18 protein-coding genes are annotated in these 21,663 nt (G+C 60.9%); 8 read left to right on the forward strand and 10 right to left on the reverse strand.

The features are described from left to right. Positions 1-177: 177 nt before the first annotated feature. Positions 178-1,599: an RNA polymerase factor sigma-54 gene (gene rpoN / locus BLU78_RS04015; protein ID WP_010263062.1), complete on the reverse strand. Its 1,422-nt coding sequence runs from the start codon at positions 1,597-1,599 to the stop codon at positions 178-180. A gap of 226 nt (positions 1,600-1,825) precedes the next feature. Then, on the reverse strand, positions 1,826-3,214 hold the full coding sequence (gene asnS, locus BLU78_RS04020; RefSeq protein WP_010263059.1) for an asparagine--tRNA ligase: 1,389 nt from the start codon (positions 3,212-3,214) through the stop codon (positions 1,826-1,828). Positions 3,215-3,541: 327 nt separating this feature from the next. Here asnS and BLU78_RS04025 point away from each other — a divergent pair, with 327 nt between their 5' ends. From BLU78_RS04025 to BLU78_RS04060, 8 genes are all read left to right on the forward strand, one after another. Further along, positions 3,542-4,891 (forward strand): glycoside hydrolase family 2 TIM barrel-domain containing protein, encoded by a 1,350-nt coding sequence (locus tag BLU78_RS04025; protein WP_010263055.1) that lies wholly within the window; start codon positions 3,542-3,544, stop codon positions 4,889-4,891. A gap of 3 nt (positions 4,892-4,894) precedes the next feature. Beyond that, complete coding sequence (gene rlmH, locus BLU78_RS04030; RefSeq protein ID WP_010263052.1) at positions 4,895-5,368, forward strand: 23S rRNA (pseudouridine(1915)-N(3))-methyltransferase RlmH; 474 nt, start codon at positions 4,895-4,897, stop codon at positions 5,366-5,368. Beyond that, a complete protein-coding gene (locus tag BLU78_RS04035; RefSeq protein ID WP_010263049.1) occupies positions 5,368-5,943 on the forward strand; it encodes a helix-turn-helix transcriptional regulator in 576 nt (191 codons plus the stop codon). The genes rlmH and BLU78_RS04035 overlap by 1 nt, the downstream gene beginning before the upstream one ends. A gap of 76 nt (positions 5,944-6,019) precedes the next feature. Beyond that, entirely contained in the window at positions 6,020-8,284 is a 2,265-nt protein-coding gene (locus tag BLU78_RS04040) for a TonB-dependent receptor (protein WP_020693468.1), read from the forward strand. 12 nt (positions 8,285-8,296) lie between these two features. Then, on the forward strand, positions 8,297-8,836 hold the full coding sequence (locus BLU78_RS04045; protein WP_010263043.1) for a hypothetical protein: 540 nt from the start codon (positions 8,297-8,299) through the stop codon (positions 8,834-8,836). 13 nt (positions 8,837-8,849) lie between these two features. Then, positions 8,850-9,704: a carboxylating nicotinate-nucleotide diphosphorylase gene (nadC, locus tag BLU78_RS04050; RefSeq protein WP_010263040.1), complete on the forward strand. Its 855-nt coding sequence runs from the start codon at positions 8,850-8,852 to the stop codon at positions 9,702-9,704. 10 nt (positions 9,705-9,714) lie between these two features. Further along, positions 9,715-11,625 carry an LTA synthase family protein gene (locus tag BLU78_RS04055; protein ID WP_010263038.1) on the forward strand — a complete coding sequence of 637 codons (1,911 nt, stop codon included), beginning with the start codon at positions 9,715-9,717 and terminating at the stop codon, positions 11,623-11,625. Continuing rightward, positions 11,618-13,003: a GNAT family N-acetyltransferase gene (locus BLU78_RS04060; protein ID WP_010263036.1), complete on the forward strand. Its 1,386-nt coding sequence runs from the start codon at positions 11,618-11,620 to the stop codon at positions 13,001-13,003. The genes BLU78_RS04055 and BLU78_RS04060 overlap by 8 nt, the downstream gene beginning before the upstream one ends. Before the next feature lie 125 nt (positions 13,004-13,128). Here the strand turns inward: BLU78_RS04060 and folD are convergent, their stop codons facing one another. The 8 genes from folD to BLU78_RS04100 all read right to left on the reverse strand — a co-directional run bounded on the left by folD (position 13,129) and on the right by BLU78_RS04100 (position 21,661). Next, positions 13,129-13,974: a bifunctional methylenetetrahydrofolate dehydrogenase/methenyltetrahydrofolate cyclohydrolase FolD gene (gene folD / locus BLU78_RS04065; RefSeq protein WP_010263035.1), complete on the reverse strand. Its 846-nt coding sequence runs from the start codon at positions 13,972-13,974 to the stop codon at positions 13,129-13,131. 10 nt (positions 13,975-13,984) lie between these two features. After that, positions 13,985-15,232 (reverse strand): phosphoribosylamine--glycine ligase, encoded by a 1,248-nt coding sequence (gene purD / locus BLU78_RS04070; RefSeq protein ID WP_010263033.1) that lies wholly within the window; start codon positions 15,230-15,232, stop codon positions 13,985-13,987. A 143-nt stretch (positions 15,233-15,375) separates the two neighbouring features. After that, a complete protein-coding gene (gene purH, locus BLU78_RS04075; RefSeq protein WP_010263031.1) occupies positions 15,376-16,905 on the reverse strand; it encodes a bifunctional phosphoribosylaminoimidazolecarboxamide formyltransferase/IMP cyclohydrolase in 1,530 nt (509 codons plus the stop codon). Next, on the reverse strand, positions 16,905-17,465 hold the full coding sequence (purN, locus tag BLU78_RS04080) for a phosphoribosylglycinamide formyltransferase (protein WP_010263027.1): 561 nt from the start codon (positions 17,463-17,465) through the stop codon (positions 16,905-16,907). Before purN ends, purH begins: the two co-directional genes overlap by 1 nt. A 4-nt stretch (positions 17,466-17,469) precedes the next feature. Beyond that, entirely contained in the window at positions 17,470-18,495 is a 1,026-nt protein-coding gene (gene purM, locus BLU78_RS04085; protein ID WP_010263023.1) for a phosphoribosylformylglycinamidine cyclo-ligase, read from the reverse strand. Between the two features lie 22 nt (positions 18,496-18,517). Next, positions 18,518-19,936, reverse strand: coding sequence for an amidophosphoribosyltransferase (gene purF, locus BLU78_RS04090; protein ID WP_010263021.1), 1,419 nt, complete (start codon positions 19,934-19,936; stop codon positions 18,518-18,520). 1 nt (position 19,937) lies between these two features. Then, positions 19,938-20,654, reverse strand: coding sequence for a phosphoribosylaminoimidazolesuccinocarboxamide synthase (purC, locus tag BLU78_RS04095; RefSeq protein WP_010263020.1), 717 nt, complete (start codon positions 20,652-20,654; stop codon positions 19,938-19,940). Between the two features lie 38 nt (positions 20,655-20,692). Then, the gene (locus BLU78_RS04100; RefSeq protein WP_010263019.1) at positions 20,693-21,661 is read right to left on the reverse strand and encodes an endonuclease/exonuclease/phosphatase family protein; all 969 of its coding nucleotides are present in this window, start codon (positions 21,659-21,661) and stop codon (positions 20,693-20,695) included. Positions 21,662-21,663: the final 2 nt, after the last annotated feature.

The following is a 21,663-nucleotide window of genomic DNA, read 5'->3' on the forward strand; positions in this document are numbered from 1 at the left end:
CGCGGCGATCTGCGGATCATGTCGGAACCTCCCGACTATCCATCGGATTGCCACGCTCATTGCATTCGCCCGCAATGACCCGTCCGCTTAAAAACGTTTTTCAAGGCAGGCAGCGCAGACCCGAATCCGATATCCGAAAACCTGCCGCCGCCCTTAAATCCCGCTTCTTAAAGCGGGCTATATCTGCTTCCGCAGCCTCGCCACCGGTATCCCGAGCATTTCCCGGTATTTTGCCACGGTGCGGCGGGCGATGCGGTAGCCTTTCGAATTGAGGATGTCCATCAGCGTCTCGTCGGTCAGCGGACGGCGCTTGTCCTCCTCGTCGATGCACTCCTGCAGGATGTTTTTGATCTCGTAGCTCGACACCTCCTCGCCCGAATCGGTCTGCATGGCCTCCGAAAAGAGCGACTTCAGAAGAATGATCCCGAACTGCGTCTGTACGTATTTGCTGTTCACCACGCGCGAGATGGTCGAAACATCGAGCCCCGTGCGGTCGGCGATGTCTTTGAGGATCATCGGCCGGAGCTTCGACTTGTCGCCGTCTTTGAAATACTCCTCCTGGTAGTCCAGAATGGTCTGCATCGTGCGCATCAGCGTATCGTGACGCTGTTTGATGGCCGAGATGAACCATTTCGCCGAATCGATCTTGCTCTTCACGAACTGAATCGCCTCCTTGTCCTTGTCCCGGACACGGCCGTCCGAGCCCACCATCTCACGAATCATCTCCATATAGCGGCGGTTGACGCGCACCTCGGGGACGTTGTAGGAGTTCAGCGAGAGGGTGAAACGCCCGTCCTGATAATCGAGGATGAAATCCGGGATGATGTAGGGCGTGGTGTCCGTGCCGCCTTCGGCGTAGAGGTTGCCGGGTTTGGGCGACAGGTGGCGGATCTCGGCGATCGCATCGCGGAAATCGTCCTCGGAGATCTGCAGCCGCGCCATCAGCTTCTCATAGTGCTTTTTGACGAACTCGTCGAAGTAGTTTGTCAGTATCTTGCGGGCCAGCCGCCGCGGGCGGGTGTTGATCGGCATCTGCGCCATCTGCAGCAGCAGACACTCCCGCAGGTCGCGGGCGCCGATGCCGGCAGGCTCCAGCTCGTGAATGACGTTCAGCAGGCGCTCCAGCTCCGCGGCCGTGGTCTCGACCCCCACCGTAAAGGCGATGTCGTCGGCCACGGACTCCAGGTCGCGGCGCAGGTAACCGTCCTCGTCGATGCTCCCGACCAGATAGACCGCCAGCCGCATGTCCCGTTCGGAAAGGTTCCGGTAACGCAGCTGTTCGATCAGATACTCCTGCAGCGAACGCCCCTCGGTCAGATAAACCGGGCGCTGCTTGTCGTCCTTCGAGAAGTTGTTGATGCGGCTCTTGTACGACGGCGTGTCGTCGTCGTGCAGGTATTCGTCGACGGAAATCTGCTGAGGCTGCTCGTCGTCCTCGGAAGAGCGTTCCTCTTCCTCCAGGACGATGTTGTCCTCGATCTCCTGTTTGATGCGCTGCTCGAGCTGCACGGCAGGCAGCTCCAACAGCTTAATCATCTGAATCTGCTGCGGAGAGAGCTTCTGCTGAAGCGAAAGTACCTGTTTCTGATTTATAGCCATATAGGGTCCAAATTAAGAATTGTTCAGCATTCCGAATTTGGTCTCTTCATTTATTGGGTTCGTTTGGGTCCACGAAAGCCATTCAGGGACGACTCCCGTAGAAAGTCGTTCGGGGCGAACAGATTCCGGTTTTCGTGAAGTCGGGCGCGGCAGGAGCATACTCAGGTATGTGACTGTCGCGGACGGCGAGGGAAGGCCGGAAGGAGCCGCACTCGGACGGCTTTCGTTAGAAATCGGCGTGCTGCGGCGTCCGGGGGAACGGCTGCACGTCGCGGATGTTGGTCATGCCGGTCACGAAGAGCAGCAGGCGGTCGAAGCCCAGCCCGAAGCCCGAGTGAGGCGCCGACCCCCAGCGGCGGGTGTCGAGATACCACCAGAGCTCGCGCTCGCTCATGCCGAGCTCGGTCACGCGGTTGTGCAATTTCGTGTAGTCGGCCTCGCGCTCCGAACCGCCGATGATCTCGCCGATGCCGGGGAACAGCACGTCCATCGCGCGCACGGTCTTGCCGTCGTCGTTCTGCTTCATGTAGAACGCTTTGATCTCCTTGGGGTAGTTGATGAGGATGACCGGGCGTTTGAAGTGCTCCTCCACGAGGTAGCGCTCGTGCTCCGACTGCAGGTCGCAGCCCCAGTCGCAGGGGAATTCGAACTTGCGGCCCGAAGCCTTCAGAATCTCGATGCCCTCGGTATAGTCGAGGCGCTTGAAGTCGTGCTCCAAAACGAAGTGCAGACGCTCCAGCAGGCCCTTGTCCCACATCTTGTTCATAAACTCGAGGTCCTCGGCGCAATGTTCCAGCGCATAGCGGATGAGGTATTTGAGGAAATCCTCGGCCAGCTCCATGTTGTCCTCCAGTTCGTAGAACGCCGCTTCGGGCTCGATCATCCAGAATTCCGACGCATGGCGCGGGGTGTTGGAGTTTTCGGCACGGAACGTGGGACCGAACGTGTAGATGCGGCCCAGCGACAGCGCGCCCAGCTCACCCTCGAGCTGCCCCGACACGGTGAGGTTGCACGACTTGCCGAAGAAATCCTGCGAATAGTCGATCGCCCCCGTCTCGGTCCGGGGCGGGTTGTTCAGGTCGAGCGTCGTCACCTGGAACATCGCGCCGGCGCCTTCGCAGTCCGAAGCCGTGATGATCGGCGTATGGAAATAGTAGAAACCGTGGTTGTTGAAATACTCGTGAATGGCGTAGGCCATGGCGTGACGGATGCGGAGCACCGCACCGAAGGTGTTCGTGCGCGGACGCAGGTAGGCGATTTCGCGCAGGAACTCCAGCGAGTGTCCCTTTTTCTGCAGGGGATAGCTCTCGGGATCGGCCGTACCGTAAACCTCCAGCTTCTCGGCCTGCACCTCGACGCCCTGTCCCGCACCCGGCGATGCGACCAGACGGCCGTCGATACGGATGCAGGCGCCCGTGGTGACGGGTTTGAGCTCCTCCTCCGAGATTTTCGCCAGATCGACCACCACCTGTATATTATTTACGCACGACCCGTCGTTCAGGGCGATGAACGCCACATTCTTGTTTCCGCGCTTGGTGCGCACCCAGCCTTTGACGACGATGTCGGTGTCCACGACACCCGACTTCAGAATTTCTACGATCCTCTGCGTTTTCATAGTTTGTGTTTCTCTCATTTTTCAGAATTCACAAAGTTAGCGATTATTTGCGATTTGGCAAAAAAAAATGCCTATGGCGTCGTTACGGCACTTCCATACGTCGGAATGTTTTACCGAACCGCATGCAATTCCGTTTTGGGGTCGTAACGACCCTTTTATTTTGTCGGGACCTTTTGCCGGACCGCCTGCGATTCGGTTTTGAACCCATCCGATTTTTTTCATATCTTTGGCTTCGCCTTAGATACTCCGCCTTGGAAAAAATGCAGGCAAGCTTGCTTTTTTCTCTCGGCTTATTCGTATCTTTGTCCGAATCATATTCCGTATACGATGAAACGAACGATACTGACGGCTGCGCTGGCAGCCTGCACACTGGCAGCCGCGGCCCAGGAGGAGCGAAACCCCGTTCCGATGACCTCGCACGGAGGCCGCATCTACCGCACGGAGGTCGTGCCCTACGACGCACGCCACGACGCCGACGCCCGGAACCGCGAGGCCGGAGGCTACTGGAAGGTTTTCAGCCCCGAGGTGACGGTTACGACCGAAGGTCCTCTTTATGCCATTCTCGGACAGGAGATCGACATTCCGTTCGCCTGGACCGACGGCGTGGTCTGCCTGCACCTGGAAAATCCCGGTTCGGCCTACTCGCTCTGGCTCAACGACCGCCAGGTGGCCGATGTCAGCGACCCGCTGACGCCCGCGGAATTCGACCTGACCCCCTATGTCCGCGAAGGCGTCAACAACTTCAAACTACTGATGCGCAACGACAATCCCGCCCGGCAGCTCGACGCCGCAGTCCCCGCCGACCGCAAACCTTTCGAAAACAGCTACCTCTACTACCAGAACAAGCGTTCGATCGCCGACTTCGAGATCGGGCTGGTGCCCGACACGCTGGGACGCGATTTCGGCATGCTCGACCTCCGGATCGTGGCGCAGAACGCATTCAACTACGACGAGCCCGTCACGGTGGGCTACGACATCTACTCGCCGCAGGGCAAATTGCTCGAATTCAACATGACCGAGGTCACCATCCCGGGCCGCTCGACCGACACGGTGCGCTTCTCGCCGTTCATCTACCACACCTACGACAACAAGTGGGAAGCCGGGAGCAAAACCCCGCCGCTCTACAAAGTGATGCTCTTCACGCGCCGCAACGGCGTCTACAAGGAGTATATGCCGATGAAGATCGGGTTCGGCAAGACCGAACTCATCGACGGACGCGTCATGCGGCTGGGCAAGGAGCTCAAACTCGAAAAGGCCGGCTACAACGCCGCCGCCGACCGCAAGACGGCCCTTGCGGAACTCAAAGCCCTGAAGGCCAAGGGCAAGAATACGATTTGCCCGGACTATCCGCAGCCGGCGTGGTTCTACGAACTGTGCGACGAGCTGGGGCTCTACGTCATCGACCAGGCCAACATCAACGCCCCGGAACGCAGCGGCGACCGCACGGTCGGGGGCACGCCGTCGAACGACCCGAAACTCGCGGAGGAGTATCTGGAACGCGTGAAGGCGATGTATTACCGTTCGCGCAATTTCACCTGTGTCATCGCCTACTCGCTGGGAGGCCCCTCGGGCAACGGATACAACATGTACAAGGCCTACCAGTGGTTGAAATCGGTCGAAAAATCCCGTCCGGTGATCTATGCCGACGCCGATGGGGAGTGGAACACGGATCTGTAACGGATGACCCTCGAACTCATCGTCATAGGCAAGACCGATTCGAAGGAGGTCGCCGCGCTGGTGGAGCTGTATGCCCGGCGCGTGAATTTCTACTGCAAATTCGCGGTCACGACCCTGCCCAACGTGCGCAACACCAAGAGCCTGACCGTCAAACAGCAGCGCACGGCCGAGGGTGAGGCCATCCTGCGCCAGCTGACCGACGGCGATTTCGTGACACTGCTCGACGAACACGGCACGGAGTACCGCTCGGTGGAGTTCGCGCTGTGGCTGCAGAAACGCATGAACAGCGGCGTAAAACGCCTCGTCATGGTGATCGGCGGCCCCTACGGATTCTCGGAGGAGGTCTACGCCCGCGCCGACGCAAAGCTGTCGCTCTCACGCATGACCTTCTCGCACCAGATCGTGCGGGCGATCTTCGCCGAGCAGATCTACCGCGCCTTCACCATCCTCAACAACGAACCCTACCACCACGAATAATGCAGCAGCGCCCCGCCATAGCCGTCCTGACCCTCAACATCCTCGTAGGCGCGGGGCTCCGCTCCATTCTGGAAAAAGTGATCCCGCAGGCCGGCATCGAGCTGTTCCGCGATTTTCAGGAGTTCGCCGAGGCGGAGCCGGAGCGGTTCATCCACTATTTCGTGGCGGCGCAGACCTTCGCGGCCCACAACGCCTATTTCCGCGCCCGGCAGCACAAGACCATCCTGCTCACCGCCGGACAGCCGCACGCCGGAATGCACTGTATCGACGTGCAGACCAACGAGGAGGAGTTCGTGCGCGCGCTGGTGCAGATGCAGCGCAGCGTCCGGCGTCCGGAGCACACCCTCCCGGAGCCGCCGCAGGCCGGGCAGCCGCTCTCGGAACGCGAAGCCGAGGTGCTGGCGCTCATCGCCCGGGGGCTTATCAACAAACAGATCGCCGACCGCCTCGGCATCGGGCTGACGACTGCGATCTCCCACCGCCGCAACATCATGGAGAAGCTCGGCATCCGCTCGGTAGCCGGACTGGTGGTCTATGCGCTGGCGGCGGGCTATGCCGACCCGGACGGGATGTAGGCCCTCCTCATAAATTAGGATTGCACCGACCGAAATAAATCCGTTACTTTGTACCTTTGAAAAACCCCGTCCAAGAATGCACTGCAAACTGACAGCCATACCGCTCCTGCTGCTGGCCTCCGCGGCCGCAGGCCGCACCGCCGGCGGGAAGGCGCCGGGCACGGAAGCGGCCGACACGGTGATCGTGGTGGACAAAGTGCAGGTGACGGCCATCAAACAGGGGCTCGTACTGCGGTCGCAGCCCGTTGCGGCGTCGATCGTCGGCAGCCGCGCCATCGAACGCCGGCACATCGGGGCGCTGAAAAACCTCTCGCAGACGGTTCCCAATTTCCATGTCCCGGACTATGGGTCGCGCATGACCTCGTCGATCTACGTGCGGGGCCTCGGGGCGCGCATCGACCAGCCGGTGATCGGACTCAACATCGACAACGTACCCGTACTCAACAAGGACAATTTCGACACGGAGCTGGCCGACGCCGAGCGTATCGAGGTGCTGCGCGGTCCCCAGTCGACGCTCTACGGCCGCAACACGATGGGCGGCGTGGTGAACGTCTACACCCTCTCGCCGCTCGCGTACCAGGGGGTGCGGCTGACGGCCGAATACGGCAGCGGGGATTCCTACCGCTTCCGGGCGTCGTCCTACTACAAGCTCTCGCCCGACCTCGGGATGGCCGTGACGGGCTATTACACCCACACGGGCGGCTTCTTCGACAATCAATATACGGGTGAAAAATGCGACTGGGAACGGTTGGGCGGAGGCCGTTGGAAGACCCAGTGGCGCAACCGCAGGGGGCTCCGCATCGACAACACCCTCTCGTTCTCGGTGCTGGACCAGGGCGGCTACCCCTACGCCTACGTCGGCGAGGAGATCGTGCACGACGGCCAGACCGTCATCCGCAAGGGGGAGATCAGTTGCAACGATCCCTGCTCGTACCGCCGCACGACCATCAGCGACGGTCTCACGGTGCGCTACGACGCCGAAAAATTCGCCGTCTCGTCGATCACCTCCTACCAGTACTCCGACGACGAGATGATCCTCGACCAGGATTTCACGCCCCTGAGCTATTTCACGCTCAAACAGGCACGCCGGGAACACACCGTCACTGAGGACGTGGTGTTCCGCTCACGCGACGGACGCCGCTACGGCTGGCTGTTCGGGGCTTTCGGATTTTACCGCCGCGGCACGATGGACGCCCCGGTGCACTTCAAACGCACGGGCATCGAGAAGCTGATCCTCGAAAATGCCAACATCAGCCCTGACTTAGTCTATACGATGGATGCGGACGAACTGCCGCTTTATTCCGATTTCCGCATGCCCTCGTATGGCGCGGCGCTCTACCACGAATCGCGCTTCACGCTGGGGCATTGGCGGATCACGGCCGGCATCCGCGCCGATTACGAGCGCACCCGGCTGCGCTACCACAGCAAGGCCGGCATGGACTACTCCCTGAGCGTCAACGGCGGAGCTCCGGCACCCATCCGGATCGACATCGACGAGACGAACGAAATCGCCCATTCCTACACCGAGATACTCCCGAAATTCTCGGCCATGTACTGCTTCGACGAGGTGCGCAACCTCTACATCTCCATAGCCCGGGGCTACAAGGCCGGGGGATTCAACACGCAGATGTTCTCGGACATCCTGCAGGAAAAGATCAAATGGCAGATGGCTTCGGGAATCCCCTATGACGAACCCGACCTGATGTCCTACAAACCCGAATACAGCTGGAACTACGAGTTGGGCGGCCATTTCTCGTGCCTGGACGGCGTCGTGCGGGGCGATTTCGCGGTGTTCTGGATCGACGTCCGCGACCAGCAGCTCACGGTCTTTCCCGAAGGGACGGCCACGGGACGCATGATGACCAACGCGGGCCGCACGCGCAGCGCCGGGGCCGAAGCCGCCCTGCAATTCACGCCGTGGCGGTCGCTGGAGATCAACGCCGCCTACGGATACACCGACGCCCGCTTCGTGCGTTATGACAACGGCATCGAGGATTTCAAAGACAACCGCATCCCCTACGCCCCGCAGCACACCTTTTCGGCCGGAGCGGCGTGGACCGTCCCGACGGGCGTGGCGTGGCTCGGCGACCTGGTCCTGCAGGCCGGAATCCGCTGCGCCGGACGCATCTGGTGGAACGAGGAGAACTCGCTTTCGCAGCCGTTCTACGCACTGACGGACGCCTCCGTGCGGTTCGAACACAAGCACTATTCGCTCGACATCTGGAGCCGCAACCTCACGGGGACAAACTACAACGTATTCTATTTCAAGTCGATCGGCAACGAGTTCGTCCAGCGCGGACGTCCCCGGACCTTCGGCATCACCCTGAACATAAACATATAACAATACCGACACATGAAAAAAATCCTCTTCCTCCTGTTCGCCGCCGCGGCTTTCGCGGCCTGCAACGACAACGACGGCGCACCCAAGATCCGTTACGCCTCGACCAACGACGGCATCGTCAACGGACATCTCCAGGGTATCAACATGTTCTTTTACGGCCGCGCGGTCGCTACGGATGACACGGGCGACGCCTACACCGACGACGAAGCCCTGTTCGAATTCGCCGGAGGTCCCTCGGGCGATTCGGAATATTTCGCCCTCTACATGCACAAGACCCGCTTTGCGGCCAGTATGCCGCCCTTCGAAATGAAAATACCGCACACCCACTACACCGGCAAGGGCAATTCGATCGCTTTTTCCGAAGAAAGCATCGTTCCCGAGGCAATCCTGCCCGGCCAGGACGGCTACCAACCCCTGCCCTCCTACACACTCACCGAGGTCGAAGGGACGATCGACGGCGTCAACTGCCGTGTCAGCTTCACATGCACCGTCCCCAAACTGGAAAAAACCTACCGGATGGAATACGAAGGCAAACTGATTATCAAAGAATAAATATCCACAAACCATGAAACCCGAATACAAACCTTTCGTAGACGAATTGATCGAACTCTGCATCAAAGAGGACATCGGCGACGGCGACCACACGTCGCTGGCGTGCATCCCCGCCGAAGAACACGGACGCATGCGCCTGCTGTGCAAGCAGGAGGGCACGATCGCCGGCATCGAGATCGCCCGGCTGGTGCTCCGGCGCCTCGACCCCGAGATGAAATTCGAACAGATATTGCATGACGGCGACCGCGTCGTGCCCGGAGACGTGGCATTCTATGTCTCGGGACGCCTGCGCTCGCTGTTGCAGGCCGAACGCATCCTGCTGAACATCATGCAGCGCATGAGCGGCGTGGCGACCCAGACCGCCGTCTATGTCAAACAACTCGAAGGACTGCACACCAAGGTCCTCGACACCCGCAAGACCACACCCGGCATGCGCGTGCTGGACAAGATGGCCGTGAAGCTGGGCGGCGGCGAGAACCACCGCATGGGCCTCTTCGACATGATTCTGCTGAAAGACAACCACATCGACTTTGCAGGCGGCATCCGCCAGGCGATCACGGGCGTCCGCGAATACCTTGCGGCCAAGGGCAAAAAGCTCCCGATCGAATGCGAGGTCCGCTCGCTGGAAGATATCGACGAGGTGTTCGCCGCAGGAGGCGTCGACCGCATCATGTTCGACAATTTCACCCCCGAGATGACCCGCAAGGCGGTCGAGAAGGTCGCCGGACGCTGCGAAACCGAGTCGAGCGGCGGCATTACGCTCGAAACGATGCGCGACTACGCCGAATGCGGCGTCGACTTCATCTCGGTAGGCGCGCTGACGCACCAGATCCGCTCGCTCGACATGTCGCTGAAAGCCTGCGAATAACTCATTCCGGATGAAACGTCTGCTCCATACGCCGTTGGCGCTGCTCGTGTGGCGCATCGTGCTGCTTTACGCGGTGCTGATGCTTTGCCGCACGGCCTTCTATCTCTACAACGCCGCCGTGCTCGGCCCCCTGACGTGGGCCGAAGCAGGGCCGTTGCTGGCCGGAGCGCTGAAATTCGACACCGCGTCGATCATCTATGCCGACGGGGCATTCATCCTGCTGTCGTTGCTGCCGCTGCGCCTGCGCGAACGACGCTGGTACCGGGCCGTGCAGTTCTGGTATTATGTTGCGGTCAACGCCGTGCTGATCGCGGCGACGAACCTCGCCGACACGATCTATTTCCGCTACACGCAGAAGCGTTTCACGGCCGACGAGGTCTTCTTCGCCGACAACGACAACTCGTTGCAGCTGGTCGGGAAATTCATGGCCGAAAACTGGTATCTGGTGCTGCTGTGGATCGCCCTGATCGCTCTGCTGGCATGGGGCTACCGGCGCAAAGTCCGCGAGGAGAGCCTTTTCAACCGCGGCTGGGCCTACTACATCGGCAACACGGCGGTCCTGGCGGCGGCAGTCGGACTGAGCATTGCGGGAGTGCGCGGCGGCATGACACGCATGACACGCCCGATCACGCTGTCGAACGCCACGCTCTACACCGCCGACAGCGGCAAGGCCAACCTCATTCTGAGCAACCCGTTCTGCATCCTGCGCACCATCGGCAGCGCGGGGAGCGTCAAATACAAGAAATACTTCGCTCCGGAGGAGCTGCCGCGGCGCTTCACGCCCGTACATCAGCCTGCGGACAGCGCGGCCGTGGACCTCACGGGCCGCAACGTCGTGGTCTTCATCATGGAGAGCATGTCGGCCGAACACTCGGCCTACCTCTGTCCGGAGGTCTATGCCGACCGGGAGGTGAAAGGATTCACGCCCTTCCTCGACTCGCTGATGCAAAACGGGCTGGTATTCAAACAGATGTACGCCAACGGCACGCGATCGATCCAGGCCATGCCCTCGGTGTTGGGAAGCATCCCGTCGTTCCGCACGCCCTTCGTGCTGATGCCCCAATCGCTGGGCGAGAGCCGCCAGCTGCCCGCGATGCTTGCGGACAAAGGCTATGCGACGGTCTTCTTCTGCGGTTCGGAACACGGCTCGATGGGCTTCGGGGCCTATGCCCGTTCGGCGGGCGTCGACCGGCTCGTAAGCCGCGAGGATTACGAAGCGCGGCACGGCACGGAGGACTTCGACGGTTATTGGGGCATCTGGGACGAGCCGTTCCTGCAATTCACAGGCGAGGAGCTGGCGGCAATGCCCGAACCGTTCTTCGCCGCGCTGTTCACCCTCTCGTCGCACCACCCGTTCGTGGTGCCCGAGCAGTACGCCGCGACGCTGCCCGACGGCTACACCCGGATTCACAAAGGCGTGGCCTACGACGATCAGGCATTCCGCCGCTTTTTCCACCGCTTCAGCGGCGAGGAGTGGTTCCGCCGCACGATCTTCGTATTCGTCGCCGACCACGTCTCGTCGGAGAAATTCGCCGAAAAGACGCGCTCGTACCCCGGCAACATGCACATCATCGGATTCATCTACACCCCCGACGGCGCCCTGCAGGGCGAGGTGCGGGAGGTTACGCAACAACTGGACATCATGCCCACGGTGCTGGGCCTCACGGGCAACACCGAGCCCTACTTCGCTTTCGGACGCGACGTGCTGAACGAACCGCAGCGGCCCCGGTGGTCAGTGTCGTACGACGGGAAGTTCCGCGCGCTGACCGGCGAGGACGCCGTCGTGCTCGACGATTCGGGCTGCGAGGTGCAGGAGTGTCCGGCCACGCCGGCCGCCGACAGCCTGATGCAGTCGTTCCGGGCGTTGATCCAGCAGTATTACAGCCATATCGAACGCAAGAGTTACACCCCCAATGATTGAATTCAAACCCGTGCGCCTCGAAGACCGGGCGGTCATCGAGCGCTATACCATGCCGTCGGGCATCTGCAACTGCGACCTCGCCTTCGCCAACATGTACTGCTGGCAGGCGGTGTTCCACAGCGCGTGGGCCGAGATCGACGGATTCCTCGTCATCCGCTTCCAGATCGACGGCGGCGAGCGCATCGGCTACATGCAGCCCGTCGGCACAGGCGACCTGGGAGCCATCATTCCCTGCCTGCGCGAGGATGCACATGCCCACGGGCAGCGGTTGCGGATCATCGGACTGACGGACGAGGGCCGCGAGATAATTCGCCGGGTACACCCCTGCCACTTTGCCTTTGAGTCCGACCGCGCATTGGAGGATTACGTCTACAACGCCGACGACCTGCGCAACCTCACCGGACGCCGTTACCAACCCAAGCGCAACCATATCAACCGCTTCATGTCCGAATACCCCGACTACCGCTACGAGCCCCTGACGCCCGACCGTTTCGAGGCCTGCATGGCCCTCGAACGCACCTGGAGGCGGGAGCACGAGGGGCACACCTCGGAGCTGTGCGCTGAGCAGCGGGCCATGCAGCGGGCTTTCGAGCACTTCGAAGAGCTGGGACTGATCGGCGGCTGCATCTACGTCGGGGAGCGTTTGGCGGCTTTCACCTACGGCTCGGCGGTCAACGACCACACGTTCGACACCCATGTCGAGAAAGCCTCGACGGAGTTCGACGGCGCTTTCACGATCATCAACAAACTCTTCGCCCAGCATCTTCCCGAGCGTTTCACGCTCATCAACCGCGAGGAGGACCTCGGGCTGGAGGGACTGCGGCAGGCCAAGCTCTCCTACCACCCCGCTTTCCTCCAGCACAAGTTCACGGCGATCTGCCTGCATCCCGACGAGTTGGCCTGCAAGGATTTGTGGATGAAATCGTTCGGCGACGACGAACAGTTCGCCGACTCGTTCATCATGCGCTACTATTCGCAGGGCCGGATGCTGACCACTGAAGCCGAAGGCCGCACGACGGCGATGCTCCACCTCGTGCCGTTCGACACGGAGCTGGGGCGCACGACCTATATTTACGCCGTGGCGACCGACCCCGCATTCCGGGGCCGCGGGCTGGCGTCGCAACTGATGCGCGAAGCGATGCAGACGGTCGCGGAACGCGGCGACGACGCGGCGTTCCTCATCCCGACGCCCGGTCAGGAGTGGCTGCAGGGATTTTACGGCCGTTTCGGATTCGAAGGAGCCGTGCCGACGGAATTTATCTCGCCGGATAACTTTGATTTCGGAACGGGCGATACGGCGACCGACCTGGCGATGGTCTGGCGGCGCGACGCATCGGCCCCGCTGCCGGATACGCTGACGGCGACTTACCGCAAATAACGACATTCAGCAATTCCCGGTCAGTGCGGTACAGATGTCGTGCATCGTGAAAAATCCCCGGATGGGTAGTCCTCAACGGACGTCCCATTCGGGGATTTGAAGGATGTACGACAGGTGTGCCGGAATCACCGGGAATTTAAGAAGCATTCGATGGTATTCTCCATCAGGCAGCAGATCGTCATCGGCCCGACACCGCCCGGAACGGGGGTAATGACCGAAGCTTTGGGTTCGATGGCCGCGAAATCGACATCGCCGCACAGCTTGCCCGTCTCCGGATCGCGGTTGACACCCACGTCGATCACCACAGTTCCCTCCGACACCATGTCGGCGGTGACGAACTTCGGACGCCCGATGGCCACCACCAGAATCTCCGCCCCGCGCGTCACTTCGGCCAGGTCGCGCGTACGGCTGTGGGCCATCGTCACCGTGGCGTTCGCGTCGAGCAGCAGTTTCGAGACGGGAAGCCCCACGATATTGCTGCGCCCGATCACCACAGCGCGCTTGCCGGCGATCTCCACACCGGCGGCCCGCAGCATTTTGAGGATGCCTTTCGGGGTGCAGGGGAGCGTGCAGGGCTGTTTCTGCCACAGCGCCGCGACGTTCAGGGGGTGGAAGCCGTCGACATCCTTCGACTTGTCGATGGCGGCGATCACCTTGTCCTCGTCGATGTGCTTGGGCAGGGGCAGCTGGACCAGGATGCCGTCCACCTCGTCGTCGAGGTTCAGCGCCGCAATGATGTCCAGCAGTTCGGCCTCGGTGACCGACTCCGGCTTGCGGATCGTGGTGTTGCGGATGCCCACCTCGGCCGAAGCCTTGGCCTTGCCGGTCACATAGCTCACGCTGCCGGGGTCCTCGCCCACGAGGATCACCACCAGATGGGGCACACGCCCGTATTTCGCGGGGAAGGTCTTCACCTCGTCCGCCATTTCGAGTTTCAGTTTCGCTGAGAGTTCTTTTCCGCTGATTATCATAGATTTCGTTTTACTTGTTCAGTGCCCAGTGACCGATATCGGTGCGGTGGAACAGATTGTCGCAGTCGATGCGGGCGACGTCAGCCAGCGCATTCTTCCGCGCCTCGGCCAGATCCCTGCCCGTGCCCACGACGAACAGCACACGGCCCCCGTTGGTGAGAATCCGCCCGCCGTCGGCTTTGGTGCCCATGTGATAAACGGCCCCCTCGACGCAGTCGAGGCCCTTGATTTCATGTCCCTTTTCGTAGTCGCCCGGATACCCTTTCGAGGCCAGCACGATGCCCAGCGCGGCGAATTCGTGCCACTCCAACTGCGTGTCGCGGCCCTCGGCCACAGCGCAGAAGATGTCGACGATATCGCTTTTCAGGCGCGGCAGCACCACCTCGGTCTCAGGGTCGCCGAAACGGGCGTTGAACTCGATGACCTCGATACCCCGCGCAGTCTTCATCAGCCCGCCGTAGAGCACACCCTCGAAGGGGCACCCCTCGGCGACCATCGCGTCGGCAACGGGCTGCATGATCTTCTCCATCGCAAAGCGTTCGTCCTCGGCCGTGATGAACGGCAGGGGCGAATAGGCGCCCATACCGCCCGTATTGGGACCTTTGTCGCCGTCGTAGGCGCGTTTGTGGTCCTGCGCCAGCACCATCGGCCACACCTTATGCCCCGAAACGAAGCACATGAACGAAAACTCGGGACCCTCGAGGTAATCCTCGACGACCACCTTGCCCTCGCCGAACTTGTCGTCGAGCAGCATGTCCCGCAACGCCGCCTCGGCCTCGGCCATCGTCTGAGCGATCACAACGCCCTTGCCGGCAGCCAGTCCGTCGTATTTCAGCACCGCAGGCAGGGAACGCCCCTGCACGTAGGCCAACGCTTCGGCATAGTCGGTGAATGCGCGGAACCCCGCCGTCGGAATGGCGTATTTGGCCATCAGCTCCTTGGCGAACTCTTTCGACGATTCGATGCGCGCCGCGGCTTTCGTGGGGCCGAAGATACGCAGCCCCGCGGCTTTGAAGCAGTCGACGACTCCCGCCGCAAGCGCCACCTCGGGGCCCACGACCGTCAGTCCGACGCCGTGCTCCGCGGCGAAATCGCGCAGGCGCTCCACCTCGGTTTCGCGGATCGCCACGCATTCGGCCTGCCGGGCAATGCCCGCGTTGCCGGGTGCACAGTAAATCTTCTCGACCTGCGGCGAGCGCGTCAGCGCATCGACAATGGCATGTTCGCGGCCGCCGCCGCCGATAACCAGAATCTTCATAGAAAATAAGATAAAATTTTCCACCGCTTTCAGGCTGTCGATCGATGTATTCACGGCGTTCCGCCGTGTTTACAAGTCTGACCCCACCCCAAACCCCTCCCTCGGGAGGGGCTTGTCGCACGCGACCGGAAATACGTTAAAAATTAATGCTTAAAGTGTCTCTCACCCGTGAATACCATCGCAATGCCCTTCTCGTCGGCCATTTTGACCGAATCCTCATCGCGGACCGAACCGCCGGGCTGCACGATCGCCGTCACGCCGTATTCGGCGGCCAGCGTCACGCAGTCGTCGAAGGGGAAAAATCCGTCCGACGCCAGCACAAGCCCCTCGGTGACACCCGCGGCATGCGCCTGTTTCAGGGCGATCTCCGCCGAGCCGATGCGGTTCATCTGTCCGGCGCCGACGCCCAGCGTACGGCCGTCCTTCACCGCCACGATGGCGTTCGACTTCACGTGTTTGACGATGTGCCAGCCGAAATTCAGGTCCTCCATCTGCTCCGGGGCGGGCTTCGCCTTCGTGACGCACATATCGGCCGTAACGGCCTTCGTAGCCACGTCGAGGTCCTGCACCAGCAGACCGCCGTTGACGCTCACATACTGCTTGGGATCGACGGCGCCCTTGTCCATGCTGACTTCGAGCAGGCGCAGGTTCTTCTTCGTGCAAAGCACCTCGAGCGCTCCCTCGTCGAATTTCGGGGCCATGATGATCTCCAAAAAGATCGGCTTCATCAGCTCGGCGGCCTCTTTCGTCACCGTGCAGTTCGTGGCCACGATACCGCCGAAGATCGACACCTTGTCGGCTTCATAAGCCTTAGTCCACGCCTCCACGACATCCTTACCCGTGGCCGCACCGCAGGGATTCATGTGTTTCAGGCCCACGCAGAACGGCTTGTCGAACTCACGCACGATGCACAGCGCAGCGTTGGCGTCCTGAATATTGTTGTACGACAACTCCTTGCCGTTGAGCTGTTTGGCAAAGGCCAGCGAATAGGGAACCTCCTTCTCCTCGCGGTAGAACCTGGCCGACTGGTGGGGGTTCTCGCCGTAGCGCAACGACTGCACGAGGTCGAATTCGAGGAACAGTTTTTCGTTCAGGCCCGCCTGCGCACGCATATAGGTCGCAATCATCGCGTCGTATTCGGCAGTGTGCGTATAGGCTTTTGCCGAGAGCTTCAGGCGCGTGGCCTTCTCGGTGTTGCCGCCGGCGCGAATCTCGTTCAAAATCACCTCATAATCCGCGGGGTCGCAGACCACCGTCACGTCGGCCCAGTTCTTGGCCGCCGAACGCAGCATCGAGGGACCGCCGATGTCGATGTTCTCGATGGCATCCTCCATCTTCACACCGGGCGTCTCGATCGTCCAGCGGAACGGATAGAGGTTCACGCAGACCAGGTCGATAAACTCGATGTGGTTATCTTTCAGGGCTTTCAGATGCTCCGGATCGTCGCGGCGGGCCAGCAGGCCGCCGTGCACGTTCGGATGCAGGGTCTTCACACGGCCGTCGCAAATCTCGGGAAATCCCGTGACGTCGCTGATGTTGATTACCTCCACACCGCTGTCGGCCAGCAGTTTCATCGTGCCGCCCGTGGCGATCACCTCCCAGCCCAGGGCCCGCAGTCCCTTGGCGAACTCCACGACACCGGTTTTGTCGCTTACGCTTATTAATGCTCGCATTATTCGATCAGTTTTTTAATAGTTTCAATGTATAACGGATATTCCACGGCATGAATCATCGCTTCCAGTTCCCCGATGTCATTGCCCTCGTAGGGAAAAGCCCGCTGGGCGATGATGCGCCCGCCGTCGAGCTCACCGTCGACGTAGTGGATCGTCACGCCGAAGACTTTGACGCCGTATTCCAACGCCTGTTCGATGGCATGAGCGCCCCGGAAAGCCGGCAGCAGCGACGGATGGATGTTGATGATCCGCCCCCCGTAGGCTCCCAGCAGTTCGTCGCCGATGATGCGCATGTAGCCCGCCAGGCAGACCAGCTCCACGCCCGCGGCATCCAACCGTGCGATGATCTCCCGCTCGTAATCGGCCTTCGAAGCGTACTGCTTCGGGGCGAAGACAAATGCCGCAACCCCGTGCTCCGCAGCCCTTTCGACCACCTTCGCACCGGGCTTGTCGCAGACCATCAGCACCACTTCGGCAGCCAGTTCGCCCCGCTCGCAGGCCCGGACGATGGCTTCGAAATTGGTGCCGCTGCCGCTGGCGAATACCGCAAGGCGCCGCATCCCTCTATCGGATGACAACACCCTCGGTGTCGGTTACGCGTCCGATGACCGAGGCCCGTTCGCCCTGTGCCGTGAGGATGTCGATGGCCTTCTGCGCCTCGCCCGCGTCGAGGGCGATGACCATGCCGATACCCATGTTGAAGATGTTGAACATCTCGCGGTGGGCTACCTTGCCGTATTTCTCGAGGAAGCGGAACACGGGCAGAATCTCCCACGTGCCCTCCTCGATCTCGATGCCCTGGCCTTCGTGCAGGATGCGGGGGATGTTCTCGTCGAAACCGCCGCCCGTGATGTGGCTGATGCCGTGCACGTCGCAGTTGCGGATCACCTCCAACACCTGCTTCACGTAAATCTTCGTCGGCGTGAGCAGCACCTCGCCGAGCTGTTTGTTCGACAGTTCGGGATAGGACTCGCGCAGGTTCAGGCAGTTGTCCGAAACGATCTTGCGCACGAGGCTGAAGCCGTTGGAGTGCACGCCGCTCGAAGCGATCCCCACGAGCACGTCGCCCGCTTTGACTTTCGATCCGTCGATCAGCTTCGACTTCTCCACGACACCCACCGTGAATCCGGCGATGTCGTATTCGCCCTCGGCATACATGCCCGGCATTTCGGCGGTCTCGCCGCCCACCAGCGCACAGCCGGCCTGCCGGCAGCCGTCGGCGACGCCGGCGACGATGGCTTCGATCTTCTGGGGTTCGTTGCGGCCCACGGCCACATAATCGAGGAACTCCAGCGGTTCGGCGCCCTGCGCCAGCACGTCGTTGACGCACATGGCCACGGCGTCAATGCCGATCGTGTCGTGCTTGTCCATCTCGAAGGCCAGTTTGAGCTTGGTGCCCACGCCGTCGGTGCCGCTTACGAGCACCGGCTCCTTCACGTTCAGGGCCGAGAGGTCGAACATCCCGCCGAAGGCGCCGATGTTGCCCATCACTCCCGGACGCGAGGTCGAAGCCACATGCTTTTTGATGCGCCGCACCACTTCATACCCGGCTTCGAGATTCACGCCGGCCTTTTCATAACTTTGAGCCATAGAATTTATGGTTTAAGATTTTCTAACATTTTACGTCTTTGTTGACCTCCTCGAGCGACTGGTACAGCGCCGTGGGATAGCGTCCCGTGAAGCAGGCCATGCAAAGCTCACTGCAGCCGCCGGCCTCCAGCAACGACGCGGGCGAGAGGAATACCAGCGAATCAGCGCCGATCTCCTCACACACGGCCTCGGGATTCTTGCGGGCCGAGATCAGTTCGTCATAGGTCGAGGTGTCCACTCCGTAAAAACAAGGACTGATCATCGGGGGGCTGGCGATGCGCACGTGCACCTCGGTAGCTCCCGCCTCCTTCAGCATCGTGACGATGCGCCGCGAAGTGGTGCCGCGCACGATCGAGTCGTCGACCAGCACCACACGCTTGCCTTTGACAATCGAGCGCACGGCCGAAAGTTTCATCCGCACACCCTTCTCCCGCAACTCTTGGGTCGGCTGAATGAACGTGCGACCGATATACTTGTTCTTAATCAGCCCCATTTCATAGGGCAGTCCGCTCGCCTCGGCATAACCCATCGCGGCGCTGAGACTCGAATCGGGCACGCCGACCACGATGTCCGCATCGGCGGGAGCCTCCTTGTAGAGCAGGCGTCCCGATTCCTTGCGGTAGGCATGGACGTTGCGGCCGTCGATGTCGCTGTCCGGGCGTGCGAAATAGATATACTCCATCGAACACATTTCGTGACGCTTGTACATCGAGTAGTCGCGGCTGCGAATACCCTGTTTGTCGATCGTCACGATCTCGCCCGGCTCCACGTCGCGCACGAACTCCGCGCCCAGCACATCGAAAGCGCAGGTCTCGCTCGAGACCACCCAGCCGTCGCCCAGCCGTCCGATCGACAGCGGGCGCAGACCGTACTTGTCGCGGCAGGCGTAGATGCGGTTGGCCGTCATAATCAGGAACGCGAAAGCGCCCTCGAGCATGTTCAGCGCGTCGATGATCGAGAAGATGCGCGGCCGGTCGTGGTAGCGCGTCTCCTTTTTGATGAGGTGGGCCAGAATCTCGCTGTCGGAAGTCGACTGAAACAGGCTTCCCTTGTTCTCGAGATGGCGGCGCAGCAGTTCCGAATTGACGATGTTACCGTTATGCGCCAATGCGAAATCGCCCGTATTGTGGCGGAAAAGGAACGGCTGGACATTCTCCATGCCGCCGCCCCCGGCCGTGGTATAGCGCACATGGCCGATAGCCGTCGCCCCTTTCAGGGTAGCAAGTTTCTCCTCGTTGAAAACCTCGGTCACCAACCCCTCGCCCTTGATGTGGCGGAAGGAGCCGTTCTCATCCACCGAGACGATGCCGGTACCCTCCTGCCCGCGGTGCTGCAGGGCATGAAGGCCGTAGTAAGTCAGCGACGCGGCGTTCGGCACCCCGTAGATGCCGAAAACCCCGCACTCCTCGTGCAATTCGCGGTCGCGGATCACTTCCATCATCTTAGGCGGTGATTTTTTTCAGACGTGCCAGAATCTCCTCGTAAGCCTCGCGGACCTTGCCCAGATCGCGGCGGAAACGGTCCTTGTCGAGTTTCTCGTTGGTCGTGGCGTCCCACAGGCGGCAGGTGTCGGGCGACACCTCGTCGGCCAGCACGATCTCGCCGTCCAACGTCTTGCCGAACTCGATCTTAAAGTCCACCAGCTTAATGTTCATCTTCAGGAACAGCTCCTTCAGCACCTCGTTGATCTTGGCCGTCATGGCGTACATCTCGTTCAGCTCCTCGTAGGTGGCGGCGCCGAGCGCTACGGCGTGGTGGTCGTTGATCAGCGGGTCGCCCAGCTCGTCCTTCTTGTAGCAGATGTCGAAAATGACGTTCGAAGGCTGCGTACCCTCCTCGATGCCGAGACGCTGGGCCATCGAACCGGCGATGACGTTGCGCACGATCACTTCCAGCGGAATGATCTCGACACGGCGGCAAATCTGGTCGCGGTCGTTGACGGTCTCGACATAGTGGGTCTTGACGCCCGCCTTCTGGAGCTCTTTGAAAATGATCGTCGAAATGGCATTGTTCAGCACGCCCTTTCCTTCGATCGTGGCCTTCTTGATGTTGTTGAAAGCCGTAGCCGCATCCTTGTAGTGGATGATGATCTTATCGGGATCGTCGGTGCGGAAAACCTGTTTTGCCTTGCCCTCGTAGAGCATTTCGAGCTGTTTCATGGTGTTTTTGTGTTTTTGGTGTTTATCGATTCATTGTTTTATTCCATGTTGAAATCGACCAGGATGGGCCGATGGTCCGAAGGGTGCCAGAAATTCGCCAGCCCGTCCGGATCGCGGACCGGATCGGTGAAAGCGTCCGTAATCACCTCGGCATGCGTGATCCGGTCGCAGAGCGGGCGCGTGCAGTAGACGAAATCGATGCGCGCCTGTCCGTGGATCGTGGTCTTAAACTCCCCGGAGTAGCGCTCGCCGATAACGTCCGCATAGGGCGTGTTCTGCAGGATGTAGTCGTGCACCAGCAGGCGGGTGTCGTCCTCGGGATAGCCGTAAACCGCATTGTCGACGCGCGAGCGGGCGTTGAAGTCGCCCATCATCATCCACAACTGATCCTCCGCACCCGGAACCGACCCGATCGTGTGCCGGCAAATGTACTCGATCTCCATGCGTCGGTATTTGTCGCCGCCGTGTTCGGCCCGGCTCGCCTCGCGGTCCTCCGCCCCGAAGGCATACGCCTGCGGCCATGTGTGGAGCGTCACGATATGGACCGTCCTGCCGTTCTTCTCGATGCGCGCCCAGCCGCAGCCGTGGCTGACGACGCTGTCGGGCTGCGACCCGACGATGCGTTCGACGTTCTCGATCGGATATTTCGACGTGATGACCTGCGGGAAGTTGTCCCGGTGGCCGCCCTTGTACCAGTATTTGTGACCGTAACGGGCGGCGAGTTCGCCCCAATTATCGGTCAGGTAACGATCCGCAGGGTCCATTTTTTCAGCGGAACCCGTTTTGTAGTTCGATTGGGCCTCGCACCAGACGCAGACATCGGGGTCGTATTCCCGGACCCAGGCGACGAAATTGTCGTAGTTGTTGCCCTGATCGGACCACATGCCGTTCTGGATGTTCCAATAGAGCAGACGCATGTTGTCCGTCCGTTCGCTGCCGCACCCGGCCAGCAGCGCCGCAGCCAGCAGCGCCGTCCAAATCCGAAAAAAAGTTTTTCCCTGCATCATCG

Source organism: Alistipes timonensis JC136, assembly GCF_900107675.1.
GTDB lineage: Bacteria > Bacteroidota > Bacteroidia > Bacteroidales > Rikenellaceae > Alistipes > Alistipes timonensis.